The 18108-nt window shown below is 35.9% G+C and carries 19 protein-coding genes; 6 read left to right on the top strand and 13 right to left on the bottom strand.

The annotated features are described in order from the left end of the window. Positions 1–110: 110 nt before the first annotated feature. The 4 genes from ACPF63_RS18725 (at position 111) to ACPF63_RS18710 (ending at position 3369) form a co-directional block, all read left to right on the top strand. Positions 111–857, top strand: a complete 747-nt coding sequence (locus ACPF63_RS18725) for a hypothetical protein (protein WP_426480910.1) — start codon at positions 111–113, stop codon at positions 855–857. Next, entirely contained in the window at positions 858–1676 is an 819-nt protein-coding gene (locus ACPF63_RS18720) for a hypothetical protein (protein ID WP_426480909.1), read from the top strand. A gap of 15 nt (positions 1677–1691) precedes the next feature. Then, positions 1692–2495: a carboxypeptidase-like regulatory domain-containing protein gene (locus tag ACPF63_RS18715; RefSeq protein WP_426480908.1), complete on the top strand. Its 804-nt coding sequence runs from the start codon at positions 1692–1694 to the stop codon at positions 2493–2495. Positions 2496–2634: 139 nt separating this feature from the next. After that, positions 2635–3369: an SIMPL domain-containing protein gene (locus ACPF63_RS18710; protein WP_426480907.1), complete on the top strand. Its 735-nt coding sequence runs from the start codon at positions 2635–2637 to the stop codon at positions 3367–3369. Positions 3370–3595: 226 nt separating this feature from the next. Here the strand turns inward: ACPF63_RS18710 and ACPF63_RS18705 are convergent, their stop codons facing one another. From ACPF63_RS18705 to ACPF63_RS18685, 5 genes are all read right to left on the bottom strand, one after another. Beyond that, entirely contained in the window at positions 3596–4108 is a 513-nt protein-coding gene (locus ACPF63_RS18705; protein WP_426480906.1) for a GNAT family N-acetyltransferase, read from the bottom strand. Between the two features lie 3 nt (positions 4109–4111). Further along, the gene (locus ACPF63_RS18700; protein ID WP_426480905.1) at positions 4112–4333 is read right to left on the bottom strand and encodes a PspC family transcriptional regulator; all 222 of its coding nucleotides are present in this window, start codon (positions 4331–4333) and stop codon (positions 4112–4114) included. Positions 4334–4425: 92 nt separating this feature from the next. Beyond that, the gene (locus tag ACPF63_RS18695) at positions 4426–5682 is read right to left on the bottom strand and encodes a DUF2851 family protein (protein ID WP_426480904.1); all 1257 of its coding nucleotides are present in this window, start codon (positions 5680–5682) and stop codon (positions 4426–4428) included. Between the two features lie 28 nt (positions 5683–5710). Further along, positions 5711–6859: an N-acetyl-alpha-D-glucosaminyl L-malate synthase BshA gene (gene bshA, locus ACPF63_RS18690; RefSeq protein WP_047420302.1), complete on the bottom strand. Its 1149-nt coding sequence runs from the start codon at positions 6857–6859 to the stop codon at positions 5711–5713. Positions 6860–6863: 4 nt separating this feature from the next. Further along, the gene (locus ACPF63_RS18685; RefSeq protein WP_426480903.1) at positions 6864–8582 is read right to left on the bottom strand and encodes a glycoside hydrolase family 3 protein; all 1719 of its coding nucleotides are present in this window, start codon (positions 8580–8582) and stop codon (positions 6864–6866) included. Between the two features lie 116 nt (positions 8583–8698). Here ACPF63_RS18685 and ACPF63_RS18680 point away from each other — a divergent pair, with 116 nt between their 5' ends. Continuing rightward, positions 8699–9247, top strand: a complete 549-nt coding sequence (locus ACPF63_RS18680; protein WP_426480902.1) for a hypothetical protein — start codon at positions 8699–8701, stop codon at positions 9245–9247. Between the two features lie 268 nt (positions 9248–9515). Here ACPF63_RS18680 and ribA read toward each other — a convergent pair whose 3' ends face one another. From ribA to ACPF63_RS18640, 8 genes are all read right to left on the bottom strand, one after another. Further along, positions 9516–10112, bottom strand: coding sequence for a GTP cyclohydrolase II (gene ribA / locus ACPF63_RS18675; protein ID WP_077413784.1), 597 nt, complete (start codon positions 10110–10112; stop codon positions 9516–9518). A 21-nt stretch (positions 10113–10133) separates the two neighbouring features. Next, on the bottom strand, positions 10134–10592 hold the full coding sequence (locus ACPF63_RS18670) for a hypothetical protein (protein WP_047373996.1): 459 nt from the start codon (positions 10590–10592) through the stop codon (positions 10134–10136). Further along, positions 10589–11203 (bottom strand): DUF4254 domain-containing protein, encoded by a 615-nt coding sequence (locus ACPF63_RS18665; RefSeq protein ID WP_047382879.1) that lies wholly within the window; start codon positions 11201–11203, stop codon positions 10589–10591. The genes ACPF63_RS18670 and ACPF63_RS18665 overlap by 4 nt, the downstream gene beginning before the upstream one ends. A gap of 15 nt (positions 11204–11218) precedes the next feature. Next, positions 11219–11431, bottom strand: a complete 213-nt coding sequence (locus ACPF63_RS18660) for a twin-arginine translocase TatA/TatE family subunit (RefSeq protein WP_047382882.1) — start codon at positions 11429–11431, stop codon at positions 11219–11221. Between the two features lie 31 nt (positions 11432–11462). Continuing rightward, a complete protein-coding gene (locus ACPF63_RS18655) occupies positions 11463–13025 on the bottom strand; it encodes a peptidoglycan DD-metalloendopeptidase family protein (RefSeq protein WP_426480901.1) in 1563 nt (520 codons plus the stop codon). After that, complete coding sequence (locus tag ACPF63_RS18650) at positions 13022–13873, bottom strand: DUF4292 domain-containing protein (RefSeq protein ID WP_077413781.1); 852 nt, start codon at positions 13871–13873, stop codon at positions 13022–13024. Before ACPF63_RS18650 ends, ACPF63_RS18655 begins: the two co-directional genes overlap by 4 nt. A 106-nt stretch (positions 13874–13979) precedes the next feature. After that, on the bottom strand, positions 13980–14996 hold the full coding sequence (locus tag ACPF63_RS18645) for a sugar phosphate nucleotidyltransferase (protein WP_426480900.1): 1017 nt from the start codon (positions 14994–14996) through the stop codon (positions 13980–13982). A gap of 135 nt (positions 14997–15131) precedes the next feature. Further along, positions 15132–16559 (bottom strand): oligosaccharide flippase family protein, encoded by a 1428-nt coding sequence (locus tag ACPF63_RS18640; protein ID WP_077413779.1) that lies wholly within the window; start codon positions 16557–16559, stop codon positions 15132–15134. Positions 16560–16659: 100 nt separating this feature from the next. Here ACPF63_RS18640 and ACPF63_RS18635 point away from each other — a divergent pair, with 100 nt between their 5' ends. After that, positions 16660–17997 carry a dihydroorotase gene (locus ACPF63_RS18635; RefSeq protein WP_426480899.1) on the top strand — a complete coding sequence of 446 codons (1338 nt, stop codon included), beginning with the start codon at positions 16660–16662 and terminating at the stop codon, positions 17995–17997. The last annotated feature ends 111 nt before the right edge of the window (positions 17998–18108 follow it).

Raw genomic sequence — 18108 nt, 5'->3', positions numbered from 1 at the left:
AACAGTTTAGAAGGCAAAAATCAAAAAGAAATATTAAAACGCGTTAACTGTGGTTAAACTTATGGTATACATTAAAAATAATTTTAGCTTTGCTCTATAAAAAACAGCCAGTGAAACTCAAACTATTCTTTTTTCTATCCTTTATTTTTTTTATCCATACCCATGCCCAAAGTTATATATTTGGAAGAATTACATCTGAAAATGGTGCTGAAATGGAAGATGTGAATGTAATCAATATCCGTACTGATGAAATCGTAGTTTCCAACAGAGACGGTCATTTTATGATTTCCGGAAGACAAGGGGATGAATTACGTTTTATCAAAGCAGGATATGAAAGACTCATGAGGAAAGTTTCTCAGGAAAATATACAATCTCCTATGAATATAAGCCTTGTTCGCCAAACCATTCAGATTCCTGAAGTGGAAGTGAAACAGGGGCTTACCGGCAATCTTAAAATAGATTCAAAGCTCTACAACAAGCCTAAAAAGGTTGAAAAGCTACTCAAAGATATGGACCAATATATGGCTAAGAAATCTGACCCGAGAATATTGGCAGCCAAGCCGGGGGAATTTGTACAGCCAAAAGGGCAGGGATTCTCTATAGGAAAAGTGAAAAACAAATGGGATGACGTAGATTTGATGAAATACATCAGAGCGAGTCTCGGAGATGATTATTTTACCAATCTTAAGATCGAAAAACCTCTGATAGACCATTTTATTTATTATGTTTTTGCAGGTGGTTTTGAGAGAAAAAAAATACTGAAGTATGGATTTTGTAGTGATGCAGATCTGAACAGGTTCCAACGTTTTGTTCTGACAAGAATTTCATCCTACCGTGCTCCACAAACTCAAAGATAGATGAAAATAAAATGTATCGGAAAGATTCTGTTTCTTGCGCTTTTTTGTATTACTTCGGGATTATGGGCGCAGCAAAAGATATCAGGAAAAGTGATCACGGGGAACGAACTGGATTTAACACCTGTACTCATTGTCAATATTTCACAAGGTAAAAGTATGTTAAGTGATATGTCCGGGACATTTGAGATTGAAGCAAAAGAAAATGATGAGATCAGATTTGTTAAAGAAGGATACTACCGTGTTGATAAAAAGATTACCAGCGAAGAAATGAATTCTCCATTGAATATTATTCTCAAAAGAATGGAGATCCAGATTCCTGAAGTGAAAATTACCTATAAGCCTACAGGAAATTTAGCGAAAGATAATCAGCATCTGAATGAATCCAGAAAACTTCAGTCGTTAAAATCAGATATGGAGGAGTATATGAAAAGTCCGCTTAATCAGCCTTTACCGAATAATACCATTTCAAAAACTTTTACAGGACATGATTATAATGCAGGGCAGGTAAACCTGTTTGGTGTATTTAATGCTGTATCAGGTTTGGTGAAGAAGGTAACAAAACCTAAAATTACCAAAGCGAATTACAATGAAACTCAGGATTTCCTTAAAAGAGTAAAAAATCAGGTCAACCTGAATTTTCTGAAAAAATACGGAATGGATGAGGAACAGATAGATACCTTTCTCCTGTATGCAGAAAAAACACGTTCACTGGCAAAGAGATACAGGAAGGATTTTCAGATAAGTGTTGTAGAGTATGAGCTTAAAACAGCATTCGCGGAATACAGCAAAACGAATAAATTAGAAGGAACTAAAGAATAATAAAAGTTGGGGTATATGACTGAAAATATTGAAACATTTGGGCTGAGAAAATTTCTTCTTTTCCTTATGCTTCTGTGCAGTACTTTTATTTTTTCTCAGCAGACCGTAACAGGACGGGTAGTGGATGATAATGGAGAAAACTTAAGTAAAGTGATTGTTATCAACATGTCTTCCGACAAAAAGGTATATTCTGATTCAGAAGGGGTGTTCTCTATAGAAGCCAATCCGAATGATGAACTGAGATTTGTAAAAGAAGATTTCAACAGAACATCCAGAAAAGTTCTTACCAATGGTGTTAATTCTCCGCTGTTTATTACTCTTTATCAGATTCCGAGAGATGTAGGAGAGGTGAAGATTGTAAAAAAACTAACGGGAGATCTGGAAACAGATTCACGGATTGTGGCAAAAGTAGATAAAGGAGAACAGGTGAGAGATGCAGTAGGGCTTCCACAGCCGGTTGGAAAAATGAGAGAAAAACCAGCCGAAGTGAAGAGTGTTCTTTTGCCGATACTTTTAGGAAATCTGAATGTTCAGGGAGTTTATGATCTGATAAGTGGTAAAGCGAGAAGACAGAAAAGACAATATAGATATGATGATCTTCAGGAACATATTGCCTGGGTTCGGGACAGGATAGATGATGATTATTTTGTAAAAGCCGGAATCCCCGCTGACAGAATTTCAGAATTTATTCAGTTTTCATTTTTAGCAAAACCTCAGGTACGAACCTATGTGAAAGCAAAAAATCTTTCAGGCGTAATGCTGAGGTTAGAAGAAACAGTACCTCTTTTTATCGTAAGACTGAAAGAAAATCAAAAGTAGTTGAAGAGAGAAATATCTAGCTATGCTGAATAAGTTGTATTTTCAATCTTTATCTTTGAAATGTTAAAAAAATCTTAAAATATTGGAATGGTAATTGATACAATCTTCAGTGTAACAACAACCCAAATTCACAAGTTTTATGAATAAAAACATTTTTGCAGTAGCTATAGCCGCGCTGGGTTTCATAATCGGGCTCGGATTTTTAGGAAACGCCATTAAAAACAGAAACAAATCTGAAAATACAATTTCCGTAACAGGTCTCGGTACAAAACAGTTTACGTCAGACCTGATCACCTGGTCCGGAAGTTTTTCTAAAAATAATGCTGATCTGAAATCGGCTTATGATGAGTTGGCGACAGACAGAAAAGTAATCAATGACTATCTGCTTTCAAAAGGTATACAGCAGAAGGAGATTGTATTTTCTTCCGTAGATATCCAAAAACAGTTCAGAAGTTATAATGATACCAATGGAAATTACGTACAGGGAGAATTCTCCGGTTATAACCTTACCCAAAAAGTTTCCATTGAAAGTAAAGAAGTAGGAAAAATAGAAAACCTATCCAGAAATATTACGGAAATTATCAATCGCGGAATTGAATTCACCTCTTCTTCACCAGCCTACTTTTATACTAAACTGGCTACCGTGAAACAGGAAATGATTGCCAGTGCAACAAAAGATGCCAAAGAACGTGCTGAAAAAATTGCTGAGAACTCTGGAAGCGGTCTGGGAAATCTGAAGAAAGCAACAATGGGAGTAATCCAGATTACAGCCCCCAATTCTAATGAAGACTATTCCTATGGAGGAACTTTCAATACTTCTTCCAAAGAAAAAGAAGCCAGTATCACCATAAAACTTGAGTACGAAGTAAACTAAAAACTCTATAAAACCACAAAAGTCACAAAAGCATTTATTTTTAAACACTTTGGTGGACGTAGGGAAGTTTAAAACGATGCCTCAGGAAAGCCTACCTAAGATGAAAATCAAAGATTTTCAAAAAACTTAAGTGTACTTATTATGTATAAATTTAGCTCTACCATTAAAACTTTTGTGGTTAAAAAAAACAATAAACGCCGGAAAACAATTCCGGCGTTTTATATTTTTAGTGATAAATAATATTGTAAATTTCTTTTTTTGCTTCCTCCACATTTTCAGGAGTGTAATTAGCAAGCAGCCATAAATTCAAAGATTTTTTCCCTTCTCCATAACTTGGCTGAATATGAGTATCGTCAATCAAACTGAAATTATTTCTCTGATAAAAAGAATAACGTCTTGCAGCATCTTCACTCAAATCTGCAGGTTCAATTTCTAAAATAACCCCCGGATAGTTTTCTGAGATATGATTGATGATATGAGAACCCAGTTTCTTACTTCTGAATGCTTCAAATACTTCAAGATGCTCTACAAAAACAAAAGTGCTAAGCTCCCACAAGATGAGGTAGCCAATAGCTTCAGACTCATGGACGACAGACATGAACTTTACATAAGGGTTTGAAAATAAACCCTCAAACTGTTCTTTATCCCTTTGTTCGTCTACAGGGAAAGTAGTAGTATAAGAAGCATAGATTTCCTGAATTCTATGATCTTCAGCAGAAGTGATCGGTAAAAATTCCATAATTTATAAATCAAAGACACTAGGTCTTCTGGTGATGAAAATATCTTTAATCCAAAGTGTGAATGCCAATCCCAGATAGATCAGAAAGAAAAAACCGACTGTGGCAAAAGTCGAGTAAATGAAGAAGATTCTCAATTTAGATACAGGAATTCCCAGTTTGGCCCCTGTTCTTGTCAGTACACCAAACCATTCTCTTTCCATTTTATGACGGATATTACTCAGCATTTCCAGATTGTTATTTAAAAGTTTAAATCCAATACTGCAAGTTAAGGAATTTTTTTGATAAGGTTTTTGTATGATGTTATCTATAAAGAGAATTATTCTTTTAAAAGTTTAAATCCAATGCCACAGGCTAAACAATTTTTTGCTTCACAATAGTTTTTATGATGATAGATCAGGCTTTGGCTTTCGAGTGCATTGGTAATGTTTAGTCCAAGCTTTTGCCACCCATTAATGATCGTATTTTTTTCAGCAGAAACAGTTTTGTACAGTTCAATAATTTCATCTGCAATCTCTTCCCGATGGTATTTGTGATAAGTATACTTTAAGGGAAGAACAGTATTTAAAATCAGAAGATCAATGAAATCCTTGCTCAGTGTTTTAGGCTGTACTTTTGAAATATTTCCGAAATTAAAATGAAAATCCCAGTATTCAGAGGCTTTTATAGCTTTAAAGATAGTATACAGCTGATCCGCATTTCTGGCTTCCATAATCTTTGAATATAGATTCTGATGTTTGTAGAGGTCTGCCATCTGAGACCATCGGATTGTAGGGAAATTGGGTGGTCTTAACCGTAAAAACTTAGGATGAAACTTCAGATCTGAAATCGAAAATTTGGCTTTAATGAAATCAAATTCCCTTTTCCATATTTTCATCTGTCCATCCTGCGGATTCTCTAGCCATCCCGATATTCCGAAAAATAAAGCTTCAAGCTGAAGAGGATTCTGGCGGATTTTATTAATAACACTGTAATCCACACTTTCGGCAATCTGCCGGAAAATATGAGCATTTACTTTTAATCCAAATGAATAGGCGAAACTGTGAAACAATACGGCTTCAAAATTATTTTTATACTGAATTAAATTCTGCTCAAGTTCCAGGGATTTCTCATCCAGCTTTTTCAGAATATTCTCTTCGTGGAAGTTCAGCGGTATTTTTTTTGGATTAAAGATATTTTCACAGGGAATAAATTCATTTCCATTAATGAGTTTTTCATATTTCTGGATGATATTTTCATCGATATGATTTTTCAGCTCCAGAGTTGGAACATGTTTTCCGGTAAGTTCTTTAATTTCTATGTCATGCTGAAGTACAACATGCAGAATGATGTTCTGATAATTGGGATCTTGAGAATGATTGTGGAAAATCCAGTCTGAAGAACGAACATGCAGTTCTATATTTCCTGCGAGAAGTAAGCCGCTGATTTTGATTTTAGCATCCAGAAAATCAGGGCCGGCATTTTTATTCCATTTTCCGAAATGGATGATTTCAACGGAATTTCCTTCAATATCCTTGAAGTCAAAATTTTTGAAAACCTTATAGTTCCAAAGATATTGAAGTAGTTTTTCCGTCATAAGTGTGACGATAAATATAATAGAAATATTATACTTTCGTCAGCTCCTTATTAAAGTTTTCTATAGTCGTTCTATACATTTTCTCATAGATAGGAAGAATGTTTTTCAAATCGAATTTTATAGCCTGATCTTTCGCGTTTTGCTTCATTTTGGTTAAAAGTTCATCATTGCTCAACAGCTTGATGGTGTAGTTGCTCATGGCCTCCACATTTCCGATTTCAGCAAGATATCCTGTTTCTCCCTGAATATTCACCTCAGGAATTCCTCCTGCATTGGAACTGATTACCGGAGTATAAGCGGCCATTGCTTCCAAAGCAGCCAGACCGAAACTTTCCTGTTCGGAAGGAAGAAGAAATACGTCTGAAAGCTGTAAGATTTTATACAAATCATTTACCTTTCCTAAAAGACGGATTTTGGAAATAAGATCTGGGTTTTCTTCTAAAAACTGATTGACTTTTTCCATATCGGGACCTTCACCAATGATGATCAGTTTGGATTTTACCTTTTTCTCCACATTCTTAAAGATCTGAAGTACCTCATCCACACGCTTTACAGGACGAAGGTTGGATACATGGATCAGGATCTTTTCATCAGGATTGGCAAATTGTGTTCTCTGACACTCAGAGCAGTCATCAAATTCAGAATTGTCAATAAAATTGGTAATCACCTGAATTTCCTTTTTGATGTTGAAAAACTGAAGGGTATCTTTTTTCAGACTTTCAGAAACCGAGGTAATAGCATCTGATTGGTTGATTGAAAATTCTACAGCATGCTTATAACTCGGGTGCTGGCCTACAAGCGTAATATCTGTACCGTGCAGGGTAGTTACCAGTGGAATATCATTATTGTCTTCCTGAAGCATTTGCTTTGCTGTAAAAGCCGCATACGCATACGGAATGGCATAATGTGCATGAAGAAGATCCAGTTTATATAGATTAACAACCCTGTAGATCATCGAGCTTAGCGCAATATCATAAGGCTGATACTGGAACAGCGGATAGGTTTGAACATTTACCCTGTGGAAGAAAATATTCGGGTTGGTAATGTCTAATCTTGCAGGAAGTGCAGAACTGATGAAATGCACTTCATATCCTTTATTGGCAAGAGACATTCCTAATTCTGTTGCTACAATTCCGCTTCCTCCGTATGTTGGATAGCAAAGTATGCCTATTTTCATTAGATTATTGTTGTTTTGATGTTGTATTATTTACTGAGGTAACCACATTAAGATCAATACCCATTCCTGGTTTCAGCTGATCATTAACCAGTACAGGAAGTTTTCCCCATATTTTTGTTTTTCCGTTTAAAGCATCAGCTGCGGCATTCATTGAATCATCATTGTTTTCATAAGAAACCAGAACTGTTGAAACTTTTGAAAGGTCAATATCCTTTAATGCGTATGCACTTCCGAATACATTCAGAATTACATTTTGATTTTTGGTAAGCTCAGAAAGAACCTGCTTAGATTCTGCTGAAACTTTATAAGATTTGTAAGCTGTTGAATTATCTTTATGGAATCCGACAATGACCGTTGATCCTGCTGGAATCGTATTTATTTCTCCTGCTTTTTTGATGATTACGTTATTACCTAATCTGCTGGCGAAAGTCTGGTAAGGGGCTTCTTCCAAAGGGACATAGTAAATCTGCTTTCCTGTAAGAGGAAGTAATTTCTTTTCATCCTTTAATAAAGTCAGTGCATTGGAATAAAGATTCTGTACCAGCTGGATATGAGAATTGTTATTTAAATCAGCATTGATGTTTTCCGGATTTTTTGGAGTGTATTGAGTAAGGCCAAGGAAATACTTAGTCAATAAGATTTTTTTTACACTTTCTTCTACTCTGGACTGAGGAATTTCTCCTTTATCAATAGCTTTTTGAATCAGTTTTTTACCTTCAGAAACACCTTGTGAGAAAAGCATAATATCATTTCCAGCTTTAAAAGCCATAGCATCCAGTTCTCCCGGCTTGTATTTATTCGCTACAGCACCCATATTTAATGCATCGGTAATGATTAAACCTTTATAACCCAGCTTATCTTTAAGCAATCCGGTAATGATGTTTTTAGAAACAGAAGCAGGGATTCCTTTTCCTGATTCTAAGCTTGGAACATATAAATGGGCAACCATTACTCCTCCGATTCCTTTATTCATCAACGCTTTGAACGGCGCCAGTTCTATGGTGTTAAGCCTTTCCATTGAGTGGGAAACCACTGGAAGGTCAAGGTGTGAGTCTGTGCTGGTATCTCCGTGTCCGGGGAAATGTTTAATCGCTGCTAAGATATTGTTGTCCTGAAGACCATTAGAATAGGATAGGGCAGAACTGATTACATTATTCACTTCAGAACCAAAACTTCTGTTCCCAATGATAGGGTTATTAGGGTTGGTGTTAACATCCACTACAGGAGCAAAATCCCAGTTGATTCCCATTCTGTGACAATCCTCAGCAATTTTTAAAGCCATCTGATACACAAGGTTTTTATCCTGGATAGCACCCAATGTCATGGCCCATGGAAATTTGTGAGCAGTTGCTATTCTCTGATACAGTCCCCATTCTGCGTCCATACCAATCATCAAAGGAACTTTAGATTTTTGCTGAAATTCATTGACCAGATTGATTTCTCTTGCAGCATCGTCCTGCATTAAGATCAGACCGCCTATTTTATCATTGGCAACAATGTTTCTTACCTGGCTGATATAGTCTTCTCCTTTATTGGTGTAAAGTGCCACAATAAAAAGCTGTCCTAGTTTTTCATCCTGAGAAAGATTTTTATAAGTTTTGTCAACCCATTGCTGAGCCTTTTTCAAATCTTCCTTAGAAGCATTTTTAGGCTGATATTGGGCGTTCACCTTAGGACTTATCAATGCGACAATAAAGAGTGAAGTATATAATAATTTCTTCATGACTTTTTGAATAAGAACAAAAATACAATTAAAAAAATGAGGAAAACAAAGTTTTTGAGATTTTTGGTATATGATTTGAATACGCAATATAAATAATAACTAAACTTTAATAAGAAATGAAAAAAATACTTCTCTTTTTATTCCTGGGTGCTGTTGGATTTACAGCTTACAGTTGTGATAATAGTGATGATACTGTAGTACAGGGAACAGATTATGACACGATAAACCAGTCATTTGATATAAGTCCTAGTTTTACTAAGGTGGATGATAATCTGTACAGATGGACTGATGATTTCAACAGCCCATTAGTACAATCCGATATGGTCCTTATTTATATGCAGGTTGGAACTGACGGAGGTTCTCCTATCTGGAAACTTCTTCCATATACCCGTTATGTAGGTAATGCGAATAATGATGCTGTAGATTATATTTATGAATTCAGTAAACTTGCTGCTACCATTAATATTAATTCTACTGCTGCGTTTAGTTTAACGGCTAATCCGTCATATTATCAGAATAAAAATTTCAGAGTACTTATTCTTCCTGCTAATGGAACGGGTACTGGTGGAGCAAAAGCAGCTAAAGGTAATGTAGTAGATTACAACGATTACAAGAGTGTAATTAAATATTACAATATTGACGAGTCTAAAATCAAGACTAAATAATTTAGAATATCTTTTCAGTTTTTTATAATTAAAAAAGCTCCGGGAGAAATCTCGGGGCTTTTGATTTGTTAATGACTGATTATAAATGATTTTATAAGATGCTGTAATTTGGGCATTATTAGATAGTATAGAAGAAAGTCAGGTGTTGCTAAATTAAAGCCCTATTTGAGTGTTTTCCGTGTGAAATTTGTGGTCTGAATAATGACAGTTTCCCAAGGTAGTAAGGTAAAATAAAAAAGCTTCAGAAATTCTGAAGCTTTTGTTTTATTTAGTTATCATTGTCATCCAGAAGATGTCCAAAGAAATCTTTTTTTGTTTGCAGATATCCTTTGCTCATTTCGTTCGCAGGAATCTGTAGCGGTACTCTTGAATTAAGGTGAATGTTGCTGTCTACAACATATCTTACCTTTTCAGGATTGTTGGTCAGAAGGTTGATATCTTTTACTTCCAGCAGATTCAGGATTTCAATGGCTACGCCAAAATTTCTGTCGTCTGCGGGTAGTCCCAGTTCAAGATTGGCCTGTACGGTGTCCAAACCTTTTTCCTGTAAGGAATATGCCTTCAGCTTGTTGATGATCCCGATGTTCCTTCCTTCCTGGCGAAGGTAGATGATAATTCCACCGTTTTCATGGATATATTTCATTGCAGCATCCAATTGTTGGCCGCATTCACATTTTTTTGAATGGAAAACTTCTCCGGTAATACATTCTGAATGGAAACGAACATTGACAGGCTTTGAAAAATCTGTATTTTCAGCCACGATGGCCATATGAGGCATCCAGTCGTTTTCGTTTTCGGAGAAAGCTATCATTCGGAAAGTACCGTGTTCTGTGGGAACATTGGCTTCCGCCTGAATTTTAATCATTGATAGTTGTTCAATTAGTTTTTAACTTCCTGGCAAAGCATCTTCAATAACAGAGATATTGGTTTTTAAACGAACCAGATATCTGTTGAGAACTTCATCGTCATCTCTGTCAAGATTTTGTCTTAGCTTTTGAATTTTTTTGTATGATTTTTCAAAGCTTTTAAGGGCTCTGCTTTTACCGGCAGAATTACTGGCATCAATAGCATATAAATAATTCTGAAGGCTGTATTTCAAACTGGTAACCTCATCGTTCAACCCATTGTTTTTAAACTTGGGAAAAGTGGAGATCATATTTGAAATTTCAGAAGCATTTACATTTTCTTTAATATTGATATTAAAATTCTTCTTTGAGCCTCTGTCGGAATCAGAACCTTTGGTATCACTATAAAAATTATTCGACAACGGTGAAAGATTTAGCTTTTCCGTTGCGCAGGAAGATGTTAATATGATAAGTACTCCAAGAAAAATTAGTCGTTTCATTTCTGTTGCCCTTTTTGATAAAGGATTGGGTTAAGACTTTCATCGTTATACATTTTCATTTGTTTGTATACTTTCATCTTAACGTTACCGTTCTCAATATCAGCAAGCAACTGATTAATAGAAGTTGACAGGTCCTCTTTCTGAGTAAGCAGAACATCCAGTTTAGCCTGGCAGTTGTTTCTGTGTTCTTCAGAAGCAGATTCTCTATTCGCTTCTAACGACATATGATAAACCTTTAATGCAAGAATTGATAATCTGTCTACTGCCCAAGCGGGAGTTTCTGTATTTATTTTTGCTTCAGATTTAGGAGTTATATTTTCAAACTTAGTAAGGAACCAGCCGTCAATATATTCTACCAGATCAGTTCTTTTCTGATTGGAAGCGTCTATTGTTCTCTTGAGTTGAAGAGCTTCAGCCGGATCAATATTTTCATCTCTAATTATATCTTCCAGATGCCATTGAACGGTATCAATCCAGTTCTTTGCATACAAAATCCGTTCCAAAGTATCTTTTTCGAACGGGTTATTAATTAGAGTGTTAACGTCATCAGACACGTGATAGTCTTCAATAGCTTGATTGAAGACTTTCCATGCAGTCTCAGTAAATTTCATTAATTCTAAGGAATTTTAGTTGCTTGGAGAATTATTATCGTTCGAAGTTGTTTTTTTTTCAGAACCTGGCTTATCTTCTTCTTTTACCGCATCTTTAAATTCTTTGATTCCTGAACCTACTCCTCTCATTAATTCCGGAATTTTCTTTCCTCCAAAAAGTAATACTAAAAGTATTGCTACGATAAGGATGTGTTGCCAAGATAAGGCAAGTATTGTTAGTGTATTCATCTCTTAAAATTTTTGCAAAGTTACACTTTTTTTAATATGAAATCCAACCTAATGGGTCAACTGGTGTACTTCCATTCCATACTTGAAAATCAAGAGTATAAGCGCCATCAAAATCCTGGGCTATAGTACCTATTGCAGTTCCTGATGAAACCTGCTGTCCTTTGGAAACGTTTGCATTGGATAAGTTGGAATAAATAGTAAAATACCCTCCATGTTTGATAATAACGGTCTTGGTACCATCACTGCTTGCTACAACCGAAGATACAGTTCCCGGGAATACAGATTTAGCACGTGTACCTGAAGGCACAGAAATTTTAATACCGGTATTGTCTTCAGAGATATTTTTGAAAACCGGGTGCTGCTGTCTTCCGAAACGGTGGGTGATTTGTCCGGCTCTGTCTGCAGGATAACCAAGTCTTCCTCTATTGTCTGCAAAGCTGTTTCCGGTAGCGGTAGAAACTCCGTAGCTTGTCATTGCCTTCGTTTCAGCAGCTTTTTTCTCTTCTTCTTTTCTCTTCGTAAGGGCAGCTTCTGCGGCTCTTGCAGCTGTTAATTTATCAGCAGCTTCTTTAGCTCTTACATTGGCTTCATCTGAAGCTTTTTTAGCAGCTATTCTTCTGGACTCATCTCTTGCATTGGCTTCTGCCTTGGCAGCATCTTCACTACGCTTTCTTTCTTCTTCAGCTCTTTTTGCCGCCAGATCTGCAGCTCTTTTAGCTTCAGCTTCAGCAAGTCTTCTTTCTCTTTCAAGGGCTTCAGCTCTTGCTTTGGCTTCCGCTTCAATTCTTGCTTTTTCTCTTTCGGCAGCTATTTTTGCCAAACGTATTTTTTCTGCTTCTGCTTTTCTTCTTGCTTCTTCCTCTGCTTTAGCAATTCTGATTTCTTCAGCAATAATAGCTCTGATCTGTCCTTCCAATGCTTTGGACTGAACTTGCTTCTGCTTAAGTTCAGCAGTCAGTTTGGATTCGTTTTTCTTAAAATCAGTTACCAGCTGCTCTTTCTGAGCTCTTTCAGCATTGATTGTCGCCAAATCCTTCTGTTGGTTTACCAGAAGGTTTGCTTTCTCTTTTACAGAGTTTTGTCTTTGTGCAATTGTTTTCTTGATCAGGTTGGCAGCATTGGTAATTTCAGCTGCTTTTTTATCCTGATAATCTGAGTATTGTTTCAGGTACTGTACTCTACGTATACCTTCTCCTAGATTTTTGGCAGAAAGAATAAAAGTTACTTTGTTCTGTACACCTTTATTTTTATAAGCATTCACCAAAACCTCAGCATAGTTTTTTCTCAATACAGCCAGTTCTTTGTTCTGACGATTGATTTCCAGCTGACGTAAATAGATATCATCCTCAATGAATCTTTTTTCTTTCTGAGTATTATTATATACCTTCTCTCTTAAAACCAATTTTTGGTTCACATTGGAAAGATAAGCTACAGAAAGCTTAGATTCACTTCTGGTTTTGGCTAAATCGGAATTTATTTGTGCAATTTGTTTTTTAAGTTCGGCATTCTGCTTCTGCAGCTGTTCTTTGTTCTGCTGTCCCTGGTGCAGTCCAAACATCAAAACACCTATTAAAAAGCTAAATTTTTTAATCATTTAATCTCAATTTTCTTATAACTGGATGGTACAGAATAAGGTGTTTCCATCCTCGAAAAGTCAAATTTCGTATTTTCCATTAAGATCTGACTAGATTTTGAGCCTTTTATAATTATTTTAACATTTTTTGGAAGACGGATTCCTTCATATTCATTCCAGTCACTATAAGAAACATCAAGTTCGTCTGAAGACAGAATATCTTTTAAATTGACGGATAATAAATCGTAATTAGTGTCGTATTGAAGTGCAATTTTATATTCCCTGTTTTTTTCATCTGTCGTAATTTTCTGATTGATGTTAGAAACCATTTTGAAGCCTTGTGCATTTTGTGTCAGATCAAATTGTCTGTCATTTATTTTGACAAAAGTTCTTCCTAACAGGATTTTCTCCAAAGATTTATAATCAATGAAATTAACGTTCAGTAAATTATTAAGATAATCAAAGTCGGAATCTATATAGGTTTTGTTGATCTTATCCTGGCCTTTTATTCCTTCAGGAGTCGCAATACCTCTGGCCGCATTGATGAATAAAGCTCTGAGATTCATCCATACCTTTTTGTCATTTTCAATATAGACAGTAGCATCCAGGGTAGGGACATAGCTTCCCGTTTCTACCCGAACTTTGCTGTCAATCTTGATCTGCTCAAATTTGGGTGGAATCAATACATGTTCGAAAAAAGTGAGTTTGTCTCTCACCGGTTGGTTTACATCTTTTGGATTTCCATTGTCTTTATCCACTGTTGTAGTAATACTGTCCCGTGTCTGATCTGTATCATTTTGAACTTTGGTACGGGTCTTACAGGATGATAAGACAAGAAGCAATAAAAGAAGGGGAATCCAGTTTTTCATGTATTTATCTTTAATTAAAAATACGGTGCAATATTAACGCCAAACCACACAAAACATGTTGTGTGGCTTGATGATATCTTGTTTAAGTTAAATAATTTCTATTCTTTTATTTAGATAGAAAATCTAACACGGAATAGTCTCCCAAAGAAATTTCTCTGGCCACTCCGAAATATTGTGCAGAGTTACCGATCATAGAATTGGAAAGATTTCCGTGATTGATTCTGGTGTTTTCCTGAATCAGGGAGTTTTCAATATTAGAATTAACAACCGTTGTATTGTTTCCTAATGAAACTCCAGGTCCTACTTTTGAATTGGAGATTTTTACATTTTCACCAATGAAGCACGGCTGAATAATCAAAGAATTTTCAATCACAGCAGAGGCAGGGTGCTTCATCATTTCCTCTCTTTCATACTCAAGGATTTTGCTGTTGGTTTCTACAGTGGCATTTTTGTTACCACAGTCCATCCAGTCGTTTACTTTTCCAAGGGTAAATTTGGCTCCTTTAGATCTAAGGTTTTCAAGGGCTGTTGTCAATTGATATTCACCTCCGTTTTTAATATCATTGTCCATGATATAGTTGATCTCTTCCATCAGCTTTTCAGCACTGTTGAAATAATAAATACCAATGATGGCAAGATCTGAAACATAAACAGTCGGTTTTTCAACAAAATCTGTAATGAAACCGTAATTGTCTAATTTTACAACTCCGAAAGCAGATGGATCTTCTACACTTTTTACCCAGATCACTCCATCAGAATTTTTGTCTAATTGGAAGTCTGCACGGAAAAGGGTATCTGCAAAAGCAATAACGATATCTCCCTGCATAGATTGCTCAGCACATTTGATTGCATGAGCAGTACCAAGAGGATCGTTCTGATAATATATGCTTCCTTTTGCTCCTAGCTTTTCAGCAATCTGAATAAGGGATCTTTCGATCTCAGGGCCAAAATCTCCGATGATAAAAGCTACCTCTTCAATATTTTCTCCTGCAACTTTAGCAATATCTTCCACCAATCTCTGTACGATAGGTTTTCCTGCAATAGGAATAAGCGGTTTTGGAACTGTCAGTGTATGGGGACGTAATCTGGAACCACGTCCAGCCATAGGAACAATAATTTTCATAAATTATATAAAAAATTTTTTATAGTTATTTTAATAATTTGGTTAAAGATAATAATTAAAACCTTTGTTGGTATATGATTTATATCTTTTTAATATTTGAATAGGTTTGTTTACTATCAAAATAAAGACCAAAGTTTAATTTTTTCTGATTCTCGATAAAATCAAGTCTTTTTCGGAATAAATCAAAATTCCGGTGAAGATCAGAAACAGGGCATTACTTGTTAGAATATTATAATTAAGATATTTTACAATGATAAAACTAAAGATCGCAAGTAATATAAGGAAGAAGGACATTTTCTTCATTCTGTAAGGAATAGGATAATATTTCTGCCCCAGAAGATAAGATACAATCATCATAATAACATAGGCTCCAAACGTAGCCCACGCAGAACCGATCATGCTGTGATAATAAGTTAAGGCTAAAAGATTAAGGGCAATGTTTATTCCTGCTCCAAGCCATGAAATAACAGTTCCTACACTGGTCCTGTCCGTTACTTTATACCAGGTGGAAAAGTTATAATATATTCCGAAGCAGAGATTGGCAATAACAATAATCGGGATAATGTCTATAGCGATCCAATAAGATTTGTTGGGAATGAAAACTTCTTTCAGCCAGGATATATTGGCGATAATTCCTAACGCTACGGCACAGGCAAAAAAGGAAAAGTATTCTGCTACTTTGGCATAGGTCTTTTTGGCATCACCTTTATCCATTTGTTTAAAAAAGAAAGGTTCAATACCCATTCGGTATGCTGTGACAAACAAGGTCATCAGTACAGCCAGTTTATAGCAGCCACCATAAGCACCGGCTTCTTCGTCTGAAATATGATTTCTCTGGATAGATTTATCGAAATTTTCATTGACCATAAAAGCCAGACCTGCCAGCATGAGCGGAAAGGAATATTTGATCATACGCCCGAACAAAGAGGTCACAAACTGAAATCTTACTTTTAATATAATAGGAAGGAGTAATAAAACTCCTAAAGCGCTTCCTGCCAAATTACTGAAGAACGGATAATCTACATTTTGGTCCAACCCAAAACTTTTGGATATGTTTTCCGGAATCCAGAAGAATAATGCTGCTGTAAAAACAGCCTGAAATATAGCCTGAACAACTCTTACAGCAGAGTATTTGATGGGTTTATTATGAAAACGCAGCCATGCAAACGGAATCACCAATAAATTATCAAAAAACGCAATCAAAGCAAACCATCTGATGTATTCAGGATTATCATGATACCCTAAATAATCTGCAATAGGCTGATTGAGCAAATAGCACAATGCAAGAAAAACCGTGGACGTTGAAAACAAAAACCAGAATGAAGTATTGAACGTCCTTTTTTCATTACCCTCTTCAGCTGAAAAACGGAAATATGCCGTTTCAAAACCGAAAGAAAGAATGATATTAACAAAAGAAATCCACGCATAAAGCTGGGTGAAAATCGCAAAACCTTCATTGGGAATTTTATAAATCAAAAGTGGATTCAGGATGAATAAAATAATTCTGGGTGCTATAGCCCCCGCTCCATAGATGATTGTCTGCCCTAATAGTTTCTTATACAAAGTCGAAATTTTTTACAAATGTAAAACTTTAAGTATTCGTTTGGTGATTTTGGGGTGAATTAAAACATAAAATCTTAATTTTACGGGGAAATAAATTGAAATGAAAGTTCTTATAAAAAACGCAAATATCGTCAACGAAGGAAAAGTCTTTGAAAGCGATATCCTAATAGAAAATGACTTAATTTCCAGGATAGCTGCTGATATTTCTGAAGAAGCAGATCAGATCATTGATGGTTCAGGAAAGTATCTTCTTCCTGGAGTAATCGATGATCAAGTACATTTCCGTGATCCGGGACTTACTCATAAAGGAGATATTGAAAGTGAATCAAAGGCGGCGATTGCCGGTGGAGTTACCAGCTTTATCGATCAGCCCAATACAGTACCTAATGCTGTTACCCAGGAACTGTTAGCAGATAAATATGAGATTGCTTCCCAAAAAGCTTATGCTAACTATGGTTTTATGATGGGAGGAACCAACGATAATCTGGAGGAGGTTTTGAAAACAAATCCAAGAAATGTTCCGGGAATCAAATTATTCTTAGGCTCATCTACAGGAAATATGCTGGTGGATAATCCGGAAACACTGGAAAATATTTTCAGCAATACCCAAATGCTGATTGCTGTTCACTGTGAAGATGAAGCTACGATCAGAGCCAATACTCAAAAATATATGGATGAGTATGGTGAAGATATTCCTGTAAAATTTCATCATTTGATCAGAAGCGAAGAAGCATGTTATATATCTTCTTCCAAAGCTATTGAACTTGCCGAAAAAACAGGAGCAAGACTTCATGTTTTTCATCTTTCGACAGCAAAGGAAATGAAACTTTTCAGAAATGATATTCCTTTAAAAGATAAAAAGATCACTGCTGAGGTGTGTGTTCACCATCTGACTTTTACCAATGAGGATTATGAAACAAAAGGCGGACTTATCAAATGGAATCCGGCTGTAAAAACTCAAAAGGATAAAGATGCCCTTTGGGAAGCATTGTTAGATGACAGAATTGATGTTATCGCTACAGATCACGCTCCACATACTGCAGAAGAAAAAAATAATGTATATACAAAATGTCCTTCAGGAGCACCTTTGGTACAACATTCATTAGTTGTGATGCTGGAAAACTATAAAAACGGTAAAATATCCCTTGAGAAAATCGTTGAAAAGATGTCTCACAATCCTGCCATCCTTTTTAAAGTTGAAAAAAGAGGTTTTGTGAAGGAAGGATATAAAGCAGATTTGGTTTTAGTTGATTTAAATGAAAACTGGACGGTTTCTAAAGATAATTTACTGTACAAATGCGGCTGGAGTCCTTTGGAAGGAATGAACTTCCACTCGAAGGTTACCCACACTTTTGTCAATGGGCACCTGGTATATGATAATGGTACAATTGCTGAGGAAAAGTTCGGAGAAAGATTGCTTTTTGAAGCTAGAGATTAACAAGATATAATCGATGAATATAGTCTCAGATTAACTTGGGATTGTCAAGATAATTCAATAGGAGCGGGCTTTAGCCCGCTCTTTTATTTTAAATCTTCCATTGGCTTTAGC

The sequence above is a fragment of the Chryseobacterium sp. R2ACT005 genome (genome assembly GCF_049949215.1).
Taxonomy (GTDB): domain Bacteria; phylum Bacteroidota; class Bacteroidia; order Flavobacteriales; family Weeksellaceae; genus Chryseobacterium.
This window is presented reverse-complemented; position numbering and strand designations above follow the sequence as displayed.

Excerpts from the sequence above, each read along its gene's own strand:
- ACPF63_RS18720 (WP_426480909.1), top strand. The coding sequence starts at position 858 with ATGAAAATAAAATGTATCGGAAAGATTCTGTTTCTTGCGCTTTTTTGT.
- ACPF63_RS18715 (WP_426480908.1), top strand. The coding sequence starts at position 1,692 with ATGACTGAAAATATTGAAACATTTGGGCTGAGAAAATTTCTTCTTTTC.
- ACPF63_RS18710 (WP_426480907.1), top strand. The coding sequence starts at position 2,635 with ATGAATAAAAACATTTTTGCAGTAGCTATAGCCGCGCTGGGTTTCATA.
- ACPF63_RS18705 (WP_426480906.1), bottom strand. The coding sequence starts at position 4,108 with ATGGAATTTTTACCGATCACTTCTGCTGAAGATCATAGAATTCAGGAA.
- ACPF63_RS18700 (WP_426480905.1), bottom strand. The coding sequence starts at position 4,333 with ATGCTGAGTAATATCCGTCATAAAATGGAAAGAGAATGGTTTGGTGTA.
- ACPF63_RS18695 (WP_426480904.1), bottom strand. The coding sequence starts at position 5,682 with ATGACGGAAAAACTACTTCAATATCTTTGGAACTATAAGGTTTTCAAA.
- bshA (WP_047420302.1), bottom strand. The coding sequence starts at position 6,859 with ATGAAAATAGGCATACTTTGCTATCCAACATACGGAGGAAGCGGAATT.
- ACPF63_RS18685 (WP_426480903.1), bottom strand. The coding sequence starts at position 8,582 with ATGAAGAAATTATTATATACTTCACTCTTTATTGTCGCATTGATAAGT.
- ACPF63_RS18680 (WP_426480902.1), top strand. The coding sequence starts at position 8,699 with ATGAAAAAAATACTTCTCTTTTTATTCCTGGGTGCTGTTGGATTTACA.
- ribA (WP_077413784.1), bottom strand. The coding sequence starts at position 10,112 with ATGATTAAAATTCAGGCGGAAGCCAATGTTCCCACAGAACACGGTACT.
- ACPF63_RS18670 (WP_047373996.1), bottom strand. The coding sequence starts at position 10,592 with ATGAAACGACTAATTTTTCTTGGAGTACTTATCATATTAACATCTTCC.
- ACPF63_RS18665 (WP_047382879.1), bottom strand. The coding sequence starts at position 11,203 with ATGAAATTTACTGAGACTGCATGGAAAGTCTTCAATCAAGCTATTGAA.
- ACPF63_RS18660 (WP_047382882.1), bottom strand. The coding sequence starts at position 11,431 with ATGAATACACTAACAATACTTGCCTTATCTTGGCAACACATCCTTATC.
- ACPF63_RS18655 (WP_426480901.1), bottom strand. The coding sequence starts at position 13,025 with ATGATTAAAAAATTTAGCTTTTTAATAGGTGTTTTGATGTTTGGACTG.
- ACPF63_RS18650 (WP_077413781.1), bottom strand. The coding sequence starts at position 13,873 with ATGAAAAACTGGATTCCCCTTCTTTTATTGCTTCTTGTCTTATCATCC.
- ACPF63_RS18645 (WP_426480900.1), bottom strand. The coding sequence starts at position 14,996 with ATGAAAATTATTGTTCCTATGGCTGGACGTGGTTCCAGATTACGTCCC.
- ACPF63_RS18635 (WP_426480899.1), top strand. The coding sequence starts at position 16,660 with ATGAAAGTTCTTATAAAAAACGCAAATATCGTCAACGAAGGAAAAGTC.